Source organism: Amycolatopsis sp. NPDC049253 (genome assembly GCF_040678995.1).
Lineage (GTDB): Bacteria > Actinomycetota > Actinomycetes > Mycobacteriales > Pseudonocardiaceae > Amycolatopsis.
Genome location: NZ_JBFAQX010000037.1, coordinates 1 through 13,426, shown reverse-complemented (window position 1 = coordinate 13,426; position 13,426 = coordinate 1). Strand labels below are relative to the sequence as shown.

Here is a 13,426-nt window from a genome sequence, read left to right as displayed (position 1 = left end):
ATCGCGCAGGAGGCGCTGGCCCAGCCGCTCACCCACGAGCCGGGCACGCACTTCGAGTACAGCCAGCGCACGCCCGATCTGCTCTCGGCGGTGCTCCAGCGCGCCGTCGGCGAGGACTTGCAGGACTTCGCGCAGCGGGAGCTGTTCGACCCGCTCGGCATTCCGCGCGGCAGCTACGTCTGGCTGCGCGACCGGGCCGGGAACAGCTACGGCTACGCGAACCTGTTCATCCCGCCGGCGCAGTTCGCGAAGCTCGGGCTGCTGATGCAGCACGACGGCAGCTGGCGAGGGCAGCGCGTCGTCTCGAGTGACTACGTCACGCAGGCACGGGCGAACACGCCCACCAACCCGTGTTACGGCTTCCTGTTCTGGCACAACGGCGGCACCTCGTGCACGTCGGCCAACTTCCCCCACGCGCAGACGGTGGCGGGGCCGATGATCGGCAGCGCCCCCGACGACCTGTTCGCCATGGTCGGCGCCTTGCAGCAGGACAACTTCATGATCCCGAGCCTCGGCATCACCGTCACCTGGACCGGCGCGCTCGGCGACACGTCGCTGAACCTGGCCGGCCTGCTCAGCGCGTCGCCGTCCGGCTCGGACCTGTACTACAACTTCTTCCGCATCCTGCTGCGCGGCGTCCGCGATGTGCCGGTGCCCGACCCCGGGCCGTTCCGCACGCCGCCGCTGGACCTCGACGTGAACCCCGTCAACTACCTGGACCCGGCCGTGCTGCTGCGTGACCTCGCACCCAACGCCCACTGCAACGTGCTGATCTGCCGCCAGGCCGGCTGATCAGCCGAGGCATCCTCCGCAGCGGTGGCCCGGCTACGTGGCCGCGGCCACCAGCCGTGCGTACGGCCCGTCGGCCGCCAGCAGTTCCGAGTGTGAGCCCAGCTCCGTGATCCGGCCGCCCTCGACCACGGCGACGCGGTCGGCGGCGGCGGCCGTGTGGAGGCGGTGGGCGATGGCGATCACCGTGCGGCCCGCCAGCACGGCGTTCAGCGAACGTTCCAGCTCACGCGCGGAACCCGTGTCCAGCAACGAGGTCGCCTCGTCCAGGACCAGCGTGTGCGGGTCCGCCAGCACGACCCGGGCCAGAGCCAGCTGCTGCGCCAAAGCCGCCGGAACCGCGTACGCGCCGGAGCCCAGCCGTGTGTCCAAACCCTCCGGCAGGGAGGCGAACCACTCCGCCGCACCCGCCGAGGTCAGCGCGGCCAGGAGCTCCGCGTCCGTCCAGTCCCCGCCGTCACGGCGCGCCGGCAGGGACAGGTTTTCGCGCAACGAACCCGAGAACGTGTGGTGCTCCTGCGTCAGCAGCAGCACCTCGCCCCGCAGCAGATCCTCCGCCAATGACGAAACCTCCGTGCCACCCACGCGAATCGAGCCCGACGTCGGCGCCGAGATGCCGGCGAGCAACCGGCCCAGCGTCGACTTGCCGGCGCCCGAAGGCCCGACGATCGCCAAGCGCTCGCCCCGCGGCACGGACAGGTCGATGCCGTGCAGCACCTCGCGGTCGGCCGTGTACCCGAAGTGGACGTCGCGCACCTCGATGTCGCGCCCCGCCGGCACCGTGGTCACCTCGGCACGCGCCGGAGCGGGCTGCACACCCAGGATCCGCCGCGCCGCCGCCAGCGCCACCTGCAGGTCCTCCATCCAGAACAGCGCTTCGTTCAACGGTGCCGTCATGGCCTGCGCGTAGGCCAGCATCGTGGTGATCGTGCCGACCTGGGCCCAGCCCTGCGAGTACGCGAAGAACCCGAGGCCCAGCAACGCGGCGATGGGCAGCACGTAGCTGATCTCCAGCGACGGCAGCCACCGCAGCTGCAGCGCACGCATCCGGCGTTCGCCGAGCACGGCTTCGTCCAAGGCGTCGCGGCCGAGACGGATGCGGTGGTCGGTCAGGCTCAGCGCTTCCGTGGTCCGCGCGCCCTCCACGGTCTCGTGCGTGGCCGACTGCAGGTCGCCCCAGCGGTCGAGCATCCAGGCCATCAGCTTGGGGATCCGGCGCTGGTACCAGATGTTCACGGGCACCAGCAGCGGCAGCGCCACGAGCAGCGCCAGCGCCAGCAGCGGCGACGTGACGATCATCGCGACGGTGGTCAGCAGCACCGTCACCACCGCGATCAGGATCTCCGGCGCCGCGAAGCGCACGGCGTGGTCGAGGCGGCTGATGTCGCTCGTCGCGCGGCTGAGCAGGTCGCCGGTGCCGGCGGCCTCGACCGTGCCGAGCGGCAGGCTCAGCGAGTTGGCCACGAACCGCTCGCGCGTCTGCGCCAGCACGCGCTCGCCGAACATCCGGCCCCGCAGGCGCGCGGCCTTCTTCGCCCAGGCCTGCAGCAGCAGTGCCACCACGAAACCCACCGCCAGCAGGTCGACGCGCACCGTGCTGCCGCCGTCGACGACGCCCTGCACGAGCAGGCCGAGCAGCTGCGGCCCGGCCAGTCCGATCAGTGTCGCGAGGCAGAACAGCCCGAGCATCACCGAGAACTCACGCCGGTGCTCGGCGGCCGTGCGCGCCGCCCAGCGCCGCACGTCGCGACCCGACGCGAGGGGGAGCCGCTTCACACCGTCACCGCTTTTCCGCTCACGACCTCGTCCGCCACATGAGTCCACAGTGGACTCTGGCTGAACACCACGGTCGTCTTCCCGCGCCGCAGGTCCGCGACGCGCTGGGTGATCCTGGCCTCCGTGTGCGCGTCGACGGCCGAGGTCGGCTCGTCGAGCAGCAGCACGTCGGCGTCCGTCGCGAGCGCCCGTGCCAGGCTCAGCCGCTGCCGCTGGCCGCCCGACACCTCGCGCCCGCGCTCGCCGATCAGCTCGTCGACGCCGAGAGGCAGCGCCTCGATGATGTCGTCGGCGTCGGCCGCGTACAGGGCCGCTTCCACGCGCACGTCGCTCGGCAGCGCGGACGTCAGCTGTTCGCGCAACACACCCGAGAACCACAGGTCCTGGTTGTGCGCGTACACGACCCGAGAACGCAGCTCCGCCAGCGCGACCTGGTCCACGGGCACACCGCCGGCCAGCACGGGCTCGGCCGCGTCCGCGAACCGCGCCAGGCGGTCCGCCAGCGCCTCCGCGTCGGCCCCGAGGTCGACGACGGTCAGCTTGCCCGCCGCGAGGTGGATGCCGGTCTCGGTGTCCACCAGGTCCAGCGGCCCGGCGGGCAGCGGCACCGGCGACGCCGGCTCGGCCAGCCGGGGCCGCAGCGACAGCAGGGCGCAGATCTTGCGCGCCGACACGAGCCCGGAGCTGACGGCGCTCACGGCCTCCGTCGCCGTGTCCACCGGCACCACCAGGAACGCCGAGACCCCATAGAAGGCCACCAGCTCGCCCACGCCGATCGTGCCGTCCAGCGCGAGCCGCGCGCCCAGCCACGTGATCGCCACGGTGACCAGGCCCGGCAGCACGATCGCCGCCGCGGCCAGCCACGCCTCCGCGCGCCCGACCTCCACGCCCGAGCGGCGCACCAGCTGGCTCGCGTCGTGGAACCGCTTCAGGAATCGCCGCTCGCCCCCGACCCCACGCAGGATCCGCAGGCCGGAGACGATGTCGGCGCCCAGCGCGTTGACGTCGCTGAGGTTCTCGCGCTGCACCGTCTTGCGCTTCTGCAAGGGCTTCAGCAGCGGCCCGATCCCGAGCACCGCCAGCGGCACGCCGACCAGCGCGACCACGCCCAGCAGCGGTGACGAGCCCAGCATCGCGATGCCGATCACCACGAACGCCACCACCGAACCCACCGTCCGGCCGATCACCTCGTAGGTGTTGCCGATCCAGTTGATGTCCGACGAGGTCACTGCCACGACATTGCCGGTCGTGGTCGCCTCGCGCAGGGTCGCGCCCAGGCGCGTGGTGTGCGTGGTGACCAGGCGCTGTGTGGTGCCCGCGCCGTGGATCCACATGCCGTACGACGTGAAGTGCAGCCACGTGCCGAAGCCCGCCTGGAACACGCCCAGCCCGGCCGCCACCAGCGCCCAACGCCAGATCGCGCCGGTGTCGCCCGCCGCGATCGCGTCGATGCCGCGGCCGATCACCAGCGGCAGCAGCGCGCTGGGCAGCGACCAGCAGGTGCCCGTGAACGCGGCCGTCACCACCAGCCACGGGCGCGAACGCAGCACCGCGAGCAGGTAGCGGCCGGCCGTCGGCCGGGCGGGCAGCCGAGGCGAGGCGAAGGGATATGTGGCGGAGAGCACGATTGTCGACGGTAAGCCGGTTCGACTGCGCCGCGCGACTGATTTATCCCTTGGCGAACAGTACGTGGCCGGGGGATGCCATTGAGGGTGTGACCTGCCCGACACGTAGTCTTAAGGGTGTGGCGAACCCTGACACGGACCCTGGATCAAACACTGTGACCAGCAGCTCTGTCATTAGTACTGACACCACCGCGCGGGCCGCTGAGACCCCCGAGACCAAGCAGCCGTACGTCGAGCTCGGCCTCGCCGAAGACGAGTACGCCAGGATCCGCGAGATCCTCGGCCGCCGGCCCACCGACGCCGAGCTCGCGATGTACTCCGTCATGTGGAGCGAGCACTGCTCGTACAAGTCCTCGAAGAAGCACCTGCGCTACTTCGGGGAGACGGCCACCGACGAGATGAAGTCGAAGATGCTCGCGGGCATCGGCGAGAACGCCGGCGTGGTCGACATCGGCGACGGCTGGGCGGTCACCTTCAAGGTCGAGAGCCACAACCACCCGTCCTATGTGGAGCCTTACCAGGGCGCGGCGACGGGTGTCGGCGGCATCGTCCGCGACATCATGGCCATGGGCGCGCGCCCGCTCGCGGTGGCCGACGCGCTGCGTTTCGGCCCGGCCGACGCCCCTGACACCAAGCGCGTACTGCCCGGCGTGGTTGCCGGGGTCGGCGGCTACGGCAACTGCCTCGGCCTGCCGAACATCGGCGGTGAGCTGGTGTTCGACCCGTCCTACAGCGGCAACCCGCTGGTCAACGCCCTGTGCGTGGGCGCCATGCGCGTCGAGGACCTGCACCTCGCCTTCGCCTCCGGCACGGGCAACAAGATCATCCTGTTCGGCGCGCGCACGGGCCTCGACGGCATCGGCGGCGTGTCCGTGCTGGCGAGCGACACGTTCTCCGGCGACGAGACCGCGGCCGGCCGCCGCAAGCTGCCGAGCGTGCAGGTGGGCGACCCGTTCACCGAGAAGGTGCTCATCGAGTGCTGCCTCGACCTGTTCAAGGAGAAGCTCGTCGTCGGCATCCAAGACCTCGGCGGCGCCGGGCTGTCCTGCGCGACGTCGGAGCTCGCGGCCGCGGGTGACGGCGGCATGCACGTCTACCTCGACCGCGTGCCGCTGCGCGCCACCGGCATGACGCCGGCCGAGGTGCTCTCGAGCGAGTCGCAGGAACGCATGTGCGCGGTCGTGGCACCCGAGAACGTCGAGGCGTTCATGGCCGTCTGTGCGAAGTGGGACGTGATCGCCACCGACATCGGCGAGGTCACCGACGGCGACAACCTCGTGATCACCTGGCACGACGAGGTCGTGGTCGACGTCCCGGCCCACACCGTCGCGCACCAGGGCCCGGTCTACGACCGCCCGATCCAGCGCCCGGCGAGCCAGGACGCGCTGATCGCCGACACCTCGGCGAGCCTCAAGCGCCCGTCGACCCCCGAAGAGCTGCGGGCCGATCTGCTCAAGCTCATCTCCTCGCCCAACCAGGCGTCGAAGGAATGGGTCACGGCGCAGTACGACCGTTACGTGCGCGGCAACTCCGTGCTCGCGCAGCCGTCGGACTCCGGCATGATCCGGATCGACGAGGAGAGCGGCCGTGGCGTGTCGGTGTCCACCGACTGCAACGCGAAGTTCGTGTACCTCGACCCCTACCGCGGCGCGCAGCTCGCGCTCGCCGAGGCCTACCGCAACGTCGCCACGGGCGGCGCGACGCCGGTCGCGGTGTCCGACTGCCTGAACTTCGGCGCCCCGACCGACCCGGCCGTGATGTGGCAGTTCGAGCAGGCCGTGCACGGTCTCGCCGACGCGTGCGTCGAGCTGGGCATCCCGGTGACCGGCGGCAACGTGAGCTTCTTCAACCAGACCGGCGACACGGCGATCCTGCCGACGCCCGTGATCGCCGTGCTCGGCGTGATCGACGACGTCACCCGCCGCATCCCCACGGGCATCGGCGCGGAGGCCGGCGAGACGCTGCTGCTGCTCGGTGACACCCACGACGAGCTCGACGGTTCCGCCTGGGCCCGTGAGCTCCACGGCCACCTCGGCGGCGTGCCCCCGCGCGTCGACCTGGCTCGCGAGAAGCTCCTGGGCGAGATCCTCGTGGCCGGCTCGCGCGACGGCATGATCTCCGCCGCCCACGACCTCGCCGACGGCGGCCTCGCGCAGGCCCTCGTCGAGACCGTCCTCATCGGACAGTGTGGCGCGCGGGTGTTCCTCGACCGCGACCAGGACCCGTTCGTGCAGCTGTTCTCCGAGTCCTCGGGCCGTGTGCTCGTGGCGGTGCCGCGCACGGAGGAGCTGCGGTTCACGGAGATGTGCACGGCCCGCGGTCTGCCGTGGCGCAAGACCGGTGTCGTCGACCCGGACTCCGGCTCGCTCGAGCTCCAGGGCATCACGGAGTTCTCGCTCGACGAGCTGCGTGAGACCTGGGAGAAGACGCTGCCGGCGTTGTTCGACTGAAGTGACGGCTCCCAGGCGGTCACAACCGCCCGGGAGCCGTCACCGCGTCACGGCTCTTCGGTGCGCGACCAGCGCCACAGCGGGCGCCGCTGGTACTCCTCGAAGCCGAGACGGAGCATGTTCGTGAGCGACGGGTTCGAGTTGTCCTCAGGCGCGTAGGCCTCGGCCACCAGCCACGTGCAGCCCGCCGCGGCAGCTGCTTCGGCGCGGGCCAGCAGGAGCGCGGTCTGCGCGCCGCGGTTGCGGAACTCCGGCAGCGTCCCGCCGCCGAACATGTGGGCGGTGCCCGCGTACCGGTGGGAGTTGGCGGTCCCCACCATGCGCTCGCCCGCCCAGACCGCGAACGGCGCCCATTCCGGCCTCGTCACCGAAGCCGCGCACATCTCGGGCAGCCCGGCGACATCACTCCAGCCGAAGATCTCGCACATCACCGAGCCCCAGGTCGGCGCGTCGTCTGAAGTGGCCGGTGCGATGCGCAGCGAGGGGTCGAGCTTGCTCTGCCCGGCGGCAGTCAGGACGGTGTCCACGTCGGCCACCAGCTTCGCGAACTTCGGGCCGGCGGACAGGCCGTGGCGGGCGCTGAGTGCCGCCCAGTCGTCGGGGAGCACATCGGAATCGAAGTACAGCAAGGCGGAATCGTGGCCGCGGCCGCGGAAGTAGCCGCAGACCTCGTCGAGCCGCTCACTGGTGAGCGGGCTGTCGTGACCCAGGCCCTGCGCCCGGCTCCAGAACCCGGAGGAGTCGTTGCGTGCGGAGAGCACGGCGGCGCCCGCGACGTGGGCGGTCTCCAGGTCCAGAATCTGCCGGGTGCGCTCGTCGGCGCCCTGCACGAAGTCGAAATACGCTTCGGCCTCGGCGCGGTCCGACAATGCGCCCGGAATGCGGGTCTTCAACGGAGTCCTCCCCTTGGCCGGCCGGGCGGCGGTGCGCCCGTAAGATCGAGTACATCAGGCCATCACGGCCGCGATCAAAGTGGTAGAGGCAACAAAAGTGCCTCGTAATGCCGGTTCACCCCGCCCGCACGGTGATCCGCGCGACGCCGTCGTCGAGCGGTTCGAGCAGCCAGCCGGTGGGAATCTGATTGTCCTTTGTGGACGTCACCTTCGTGTTGTAGAGCGACAGGTGCTCGGGCACGCGGGCGAAGCGCAGGTCGGCGTGGCCGTCGAACGAAGCCCGCCGCAGGTCGAGTGAGTCGTCGAACGAAGCGTCGGTGAAGAGGGCGTCCTTGGTGAACACGGCGTCCTTGAACGCGGTGCGCCCGGCGAACGTCGTTTCCGTGAAGTCGGCGTTCTCGGCGAACACCGTGCCGCTGAACCACGCGTAGTCCAAGAATTTCGCGCCGCGGCAGCGGAAGTTGCCGATCAGGCGGCCGTTGCCGGTGCCGGCGGCGGTGAAGTACGCGCGGTCCGTGATCAGGCAGCCGCTGAGGTTCGTGCTGCTGTGCAGCGACGCGTAGCGCAGCAGTAGCCGGCCGATCTTGCGGCGGGACAGGTCGAGGTACTCCAGCACGGCGCCGGTGAGGTCGAGGTCGTAGCTCGGGGCGTCCACTTCGGACGCCCATGGCAGCAGCTCGGCGACGAGCCGTTGCGCGGTCAGGCGGACCTGCAGCTCCCGCTCGGTGTCGCGCTCATCGGCGTCCGGCGAACCCCCGTACCGCGCGTGCTCGAACGGCCGCCGCAGATAAGCGCACAGCACGTCGAGCACGGTCTGCGTGTACGTCGGCCGGCTGCGCGCCAGGCCCGCCAACGCGTGCAGCGCACCAACGCGGACTTGGTCGGCTTCGTGCCCGAGCAGCTCCACCGACTTGGCGAACCGCTCGTCCGACACGCGTTCACGGTCCTGCTCGGCCCGGTGCATCTCCAGGTCGTGGCGCTGGCGCTCGATCTCCTGGCGCGCCTCCTCGACGCGGCGGCGCCGGTCGTTGAGCCACAGCGCGTAGAGCGCCACGACCGCGCCGCCGGCCAGGCCGCCGGTCTTGAGGGCATCGCTGCGGCTGGTGGCGGGGTCGGTGAGCAGCCAGCCCCCGACCCCGCACAGCAGCAGCACGGACGCGACGAACGTCCAGAGCAGTGGGGACCGCACCGGTCAGAAGGCGATGACGAAGAAGAACCCGATGCACCAGTTGCCGCCGACGCTGGTGGCGATCACCGAGCCGTTGGCGTCCTTTCCGGAAAGGTCGCCGTCGAGGGTGGCCGTGACGGTGGCGGTGCCGTCGTAGCCCTCCACCTTGAGCGCCGGGGTGCCGGCGGTGGCCTCGTCGATGCTGTCTTTCGAGAACGCCTCGCTGCCCTGGCACGTCATCGCGGTGGCGCCCGCGCCGTCCTTGGCGTTGATCTTCGCCACGAACGCGTCCACGGCCTGCTTGCCCTCGGCCGGCGAGCTGCCGCCACCGCCGGTGCCGGGGATGTCGGTCTCGTCGGTCGGCAGGCCCGGCTCCGACGGTTCGCCGGTGGGCAGCTGCGGCCGCGACGACTGCACCGGCGGCGGCACCGAGTTCTGCGGCTGCGCCGTGGAGCCCGAGTCCTTGCTCAGGAAGAAGCCGGGTGCGACGAAGCCGGTGATACCCAGCGCCACCACGACCACCACGGCCACGGCGATGCCGATCCACAGCCCGGTCTTGTTGTTCTTCGGCGGCTGGGGGCCACCGCCGTACCCGCCGCCGTAGGGCTGGTTCGGGTCCCAGCCCTGCTGCGGGTACTGCTGGGTGCCGGGGTATTGCTGCTGGTAGGGCTGGCCGTACGGCTGCTGCCCGGGGTACTGCTGCGTGTTCGGGTCCCAGCCCTGCTGCTGGCCGCCCTGCTGCGCGTTGGGGTCCCACCCGGGCTGCTGGCCCGGCTGCTGTTGCGCGTTCGGATCCCACCCCGGCTGCTGGGGAACCCCGCCCGTGCCGGGCTGCTGCCAGCCCTGGCCGTAGGGGTCCGGCTGGCCGCCCTGCCCTGGCTGCGGTGGGTAGGTCATCTCCGGTTCCGCCCTTCCTGGTGCACCGTTTCGCGCCGTGGTCTGACGACCGGCGGGCGCCGGCGGTTCCTCCCCACGTGAGGTGCATTCTGCAAGGTCGGGAGCCACGGCACAAAAGACGTGACGAGAACTAAGCTCCCGGCCGCCCCCGCAGGTCGGGGCGGCCGGGAACCTCAGCCGTGCATCAGCGGTGACTCAGGAGCGGATCAGCCGTTGGCCAGAGCCTGGACCCGGTCGAAGGCACCGTTGAAGGTGTCCTGGTCGAGTGGGCTCGAGGTGTACTGCCACACGGTGTAGTAGCCCCAGCCGTTCGGCAGAGCACCGGCCGACGACGCGTACCGCGCGACCCAGAGCGGCACAGTGGACGAGAAGTTCTGCGACGTGCCCACGCACTGGTTCCACCAGCTCGCCGAGGTGTAGATGACGGGCCAGCGGCCGGTCTTGGCGTGGTAGGTGTCGTGGAAGTCGCGGATCCACGCGCCCATCGCGGCCTGGCTCAGGCCGTAACAGGTGGCGCCGTAGGGGTTGTACTCCATGTCGAGCGCGCCCGGCAGGGTCTTGCCGTCCTTGGACCACCCGCCGCCGTGGGCGACGAAGTAGTTCGCCTGCGCCGCGCCGCTGGAGGTGTTCGGGGTGGCGAAGTGGTACGCACCCCGGATGAAGCCTTGGTTGTACGAACCGTTGTACTGCTGGGCGAAATACGGGTTGGTGTAGCTCGTGCTTTCCGTCGCCTTGGTCCAGACGAACCGCTTGCCCTGGTTCCACCAGCTCGCCCAGTCGACGTTGCCCTGGTAGCTGGCGACGTCCATGCCCGGCACGGTGGCCAGGACCTGGTTCGGGATGGCGGCCGCGGGCTGCGGCTGCTGGGCGGCGACTTTGGACGCCGGAGTTGAGGAATCGCCCTCGACTCGGCGGATCTGGGACCCCAGTTCGTGGTTGTGCGTCTGGATATCGGCATTTATCGCAGTGATCTCACTGGCCGATTGGTCCGGGTTGTACGGAGCGGCCGTCGCCTGAGCCGTGGAGCCGAGCAGGAGCGCCACGGTGGGGATGGCCAGGACGGAGAGCAGGGTTGCCCGCCGTCCTCTTCGGGAAGTGGACATCGTTGAATCCCTTCACAGATACCCTCGCTGAGGGCGGCTATTGCAGGTAGCCGCCCGGGGGAGATTCTTGATGACGTCCCTCGATTTGTCACCAAGATCCATGAAGTTAAAAGTTCGGGTGGGTGATTTTCACCGGTTGATGACTACTGATTCCCGGCGTCGTAACGAATGTTCACCCGATTGCCAGATTGCGGAGGCTCGTGAGGGGACCGTTGAGCCAGTTCTGGTCTCCCGGCAGTGAACCCTTGTCCGCGAACTGCCAGATCGCCTGGCTGTGCCAGCCGGCGGGCAGCTCGCCGATCTGCGTGTTGTAGCGCGCGAGCCACAGTGGATTCGCGCCGAGCGCAGGGCTGTTGCCGGTGCAGCGTTTCCACCAGCTCGTGGACGTGTAGATCGTGGGCAGGCGCCCGGTTCGCGCGCGGTAGGTGTCCGAGAAGGACCGGATCCACGCGACCATGCCGGCGGGGTCCTTGCCGTAACAGGTCTCGCCGTACGGGTTGTACTCCGCGTCGAGCGCGCCCGGCAGCGTTTTCCCGTCGGCCGACCAGCCGCCGCCGTGGGCGAGGAAGTAGTTGGCCTGCGTCGCGCCGTCGGACACGTCGGGGCGCGCGAAGTGGTACGAACCACGGATGATCCCGGCCTGGTACGAACCGTTGTACTGCTGGGCGAACTGCGGGTTGACGAACCCCGTGCCCTCGGTGGCCTTCACGTAGACGAACTTCGCGCCGGCCTTCGCGGCGGCGGTCCAGTCCACCGCGCCCTGGTGCCCGCTCACGTCGTGACCGAGGACCTGGTCGCTCGCGGTGTACTCGACGTTCGGCGCGCCGGCGACGCCCTCGTACTTCTCGATCTGCGAGCCGGCGTAGTGGTCGTCGGCGCCTTCGTAGCTCGGCGCGGCCGTGGCCGGGGTGCACAGAGCGAGCCCGGAAACGACCGCGGCACTCCACACGGTGGCGCTCCAGCGCAGCAGCGGATTACGACGCTTCACCCTGGGCTCCCAACCGGACGCGTGTACTCCAACGAGGCAAACGATGCCCGCAAGCCGCCGTTCCGGCGACTCGGTGATCACCTGATCGAGTGAGTGCCGCAGGTCGAGGCGGGGTCGGGATCCGTGAGGGTGACGGGTCGCGGGTACGAAAAAGCCCGCTGTCCGGTGTGGACAGCGGGCAGTTTCGAAAAGACCCAGCCGAAAGACGCAACCGAAAGACGAAGTCGAAAAGACCCAGTCGGAAAAAAGGTCAGCGCCGTTCTTCGGCCAGCGCCTTCAGCAGGTGCTCGGCCGGCACGACGGCGGTGATGACGTCGTGCGGGTTGATGGCCACGGGGTGCCCGGCGAGCAGGCCGACGATGTCGCGCCCCAGCACGGCGCGCGCGTGCGGCCACTCGCGCGGCACGAGCGACTTGGCGGTGTAGGCGGGGACCATCACGCGGCCGTCGGTGTTGTGGAAGCCGATGACCGTGCGCTGCACGGGGGACATGGCGTAGACGAACAGCGTCGAGTCGAGGATGACCTTCGGCAGGTCTTCGGCCGGGCGGTGCTCGGTGCGCACGAGCTGCAGCAGCCGTTCGAGCTCCGTGCCGGGCTCGGGGTAGCCGAGCGCCTTCGGCGAGGGCCGGTAGCGGTCGTTGGGGTGGAAGTCCTCGACGACGTCGCCCGAGGCGTTCACGGGGTACGCGCCCACCACGGCCCACGACGGCACCGGGCCGCCCGGGTCGAAGGCCTCGTCGATGACGTAGAGCCAGCTGTTGGGGTTGGCGCGCGCGTTGGCCCGCATCTCGGGGGTGATCTCGGGTTTGCCCTGCGGTCCGCGCCGGCCGTGCCGCCCGGCGGTGGCGGGCTTGCCCGCCGGTTTGCCGCGGCGCCCCGCGGGGGTGGTCGGGGAAACCATCCGATCTGCCTCGTCCCGCTGCGCCATCGCCGTCCCTCGGTGCCGGGTGCTGAATGTTCGTCCGACGTCACTCTACTGTTGGGCCATGGCCTCTTCGCGTTCGGTCGATCCCGCTGAGTTACGGGCGGCGGTGCTGGCCGTTTCGAGCTGGTTGCGAGGTGACGGGCCGGATCCGGCGCGGCCCGAGCTGGCCGCCGCGGTGCGGCTGAGCCTCAAGGCGCTCGCCGCCGACGCGCCCGGGCGCAGCGTCGAAGTGCGCGTGCCGCCGTTCGCGGCCGTGCAGTGCGTCGAGGGTCCCCGCCACACCCGGGGTACGCCACCGAACGTGATCGAAACCGACCCCCGCACGTGGCTCGAGCTGGCGACCGGCCTTCTCGATTGGCCCAGTGCCCTCGACGCGGCGCGCGTGACGGCGTCGGGCTCGCGCGCCGACCTTTCACACTGGCTGCCCGTGGTCCGGATCTGACCACCTGGGGTCTTGACCGGTGATTACTCACCTGACTGTGTCGTTCGGCGTCGACTCTCCGTAGAATCGGGACGACAAACCCGACGCGTGCCGAGCCGTGCTATACGGGTTGGCTCTGTACGTGTACTTTGGGTAGTCGGGCTGGAATCCCCTAGGTAAACGAGCGGCGTACGGAAGGTCCCGGTCATGAACGCGGTGAACGCGTCCGGTGGCGAGCAGAGCCTCGGCCCGACTGCGCGCCGGATGATCCTCGGCTCGCAGCTGCGCAAGCTGCGTGAGGAAGCCGGGATCACGCGTCAGCAAGCGGGCTACAACATCCGTGGTTCCGAGTCCAAGATCTCCCGCCTCGAGCTCGGCCGCGTCGGCTTCA

The 13,426-nt window shown here is 70.3% G+C and carries 12 protein-coding genes; 4 read left to right on the top strand and 8 right to left on the bottom strand.

The genetic code is table 11. The annotated features are described in order from the left end of the window. Nucleotides 1-90 precede the first annotated feature (90 nt). Nucleotides 91-792 (top strand): hypothetical protein, encoded by a 702-nt coding sequence (locus AB0K15_RS42555; protein ID WP_364065038.1) that lies wholly within the window; start codon nucleotides 91-93, stop codon nucleotides 790-792. A gap of 33 nt (nucleotides 793-825) precedes the next feature. On the opposite strand, the gene AB0K15_RS42550 is transcribed toward AB0K15_RS42555, so the two are convergent. Continuing rightward, complete coding sequence (locus AB0K15_RS42550) at nucleotides 826-2,565, bottom strand: ABC transporter ATP-binding protein (protein ID WP_364065035.1); 1,740 nt, start codon at nucleotides 2,563-2,565, stop codon at nucleotides 826-828. Beyond that, nucleotides 2,562-4,190: an ABC transporter ATP-binding protein gene (locus AB0K15_RS42545; protein ID WP_364065032.1), complete on the bottom strand. Its 1,629-nt coding sequence runs from the start codon at nucleotides 4,188-4,190 to the stop codon at nucleotides 2,562-2,564. The genes AB0K15_RS42550 and AB0K15_RS42545 overlap by 4 nt, the downstream gene beginning before the upstream one ends. Before the next feature lie 119 nt (nucleotides 4,191-4,309). On the opposite strand from AB0K15_RS42545, the gene purL reads away from it, so the two are divergent. Further along, complete coding sequence (gene purL / locus AB0K15_RS42540; RefSeq protein ID WP_364065028.1) at nucleotides 4,310-6,640, top strand: phosphoribosylformylglycinamidine synthase subunit PurL; 2,331 nt, start codon at nucleotides 4,310-4,312, stop codon at nucleotides 6,638-6,640. Between the two features lie 47 nt (nucleotides 6,641-6,687). Here purL and AB0K15_RS42535 read toward each other — a convergent pair whose 3' ends face one another. From AB0K15_RS42535 to AB0K15_RS42510, 6 genes are all read right to left on the bottom strand, one after another. Continuing rightward, nucleotides 6,688-7,533 carry a GNAT family N-acetyltransferase gene (locus AB0K15_RS42535; RefSeq protein WP_364065025.1) on the bottom strand — a complete coding sequence of 282 codons (846 nt, stop codon included), beginning with the start codon at nucleotides 7,531-7,533 and terminating at the stop codon, nucleotides 6,688-6,690. A gap of 115 nt (nucleotides 7,534-7,648) precedes the next feature. Beyond that, nucleotides 7,649-8,722: a pentapeptide repeat-containing protein gene (locus AB0K15_RS42530; protein WP_364065022.1), complete on the bottom strand. Its 1,074-nt coding sequence runs from the start codon at nucleotides 8,720-8,722 to the stop codon at nucleotides 7,649-7,651. Between the two features lie 3 nt (nucleotides 8,723-8,725). Continuing rightward, on the bottom strand, nucleotides 8,726-9,598 hold the full coding sequence (locus AB0K15_RS42525) for a hypothetical protein (protein ID WP_364065020.1): 873 nt from the start codon (nucleotides 9,596-9,598) through the stop codon (nucleotides 8,726-8,728). A 206-nt stretch (nucleotides 9,599-9,804) separates the two neighbouring features. After that, the gene (locus AB0K15_RS42520; protein WP_364065017.1) at nucleotides 9,805-10,701 is read right to left on the bottom strand and encodes a lysozyme; all 897 of its coding nucleotides are present in this window, start codon (nucleotides 10,699-10,701) and stop codon (nucleotides 9,805-9,807) included. A gap of 172 nt (nucleotides 10,702-10,873) precedes the next feature. After that, nucleotides 10,874-11,689, bottom strand: a complete 816-nt coding sequence (locus AB0K15_RS42515; protein ID WP_364065012.1) for a lysozyme — start codon at nucleotides 11,687-11,689, stop codon at nucleotides 10,874-10,876. A 250-nt stretch (nucleotides 11,690-11,939) separates the two neighbouring features. Beyond that, a complete protein-coding gene (locus tag AB0K15_RS42510; RefSeq protein ID WP_364065009.1) occupies nucleotides 11,940-12,617 on the bottom strand; it encodes a type VII secretion system-associated protein in 678 nt (225 codons plus the stop codon). A gap of 58 nt (nucleotides 12,618-12,675) precedes the next feature. Here AB0K15_RS42510 and AB0K15_RS42505 point away from each other — a divergent pair, with 58 nt between their 5' ends. Continuing rightward, nucleotides 12,676-13,056: a sterol carrier family protein gene (locus AB0K15_RS42505; RefSeq protein ID WP_364065006.1), complete on the top strand. Its 381-nt coding sequence runs from the start codon at nucleotides 12,676-12,678 to the stop codon at nucleotides 13,054-13,056. A gap of 186 nt (nucleotides 13,057-13,242) precedes the next feature. Further along, the coding region (locus AB0K15_RS42500) for a helix-turn-helix transcriptional regulator (RefSeq protein ID WP_364065003.1) at nucleotides 13,243-13,426 on the top strand (184 nt) is incomplete at its 3' end.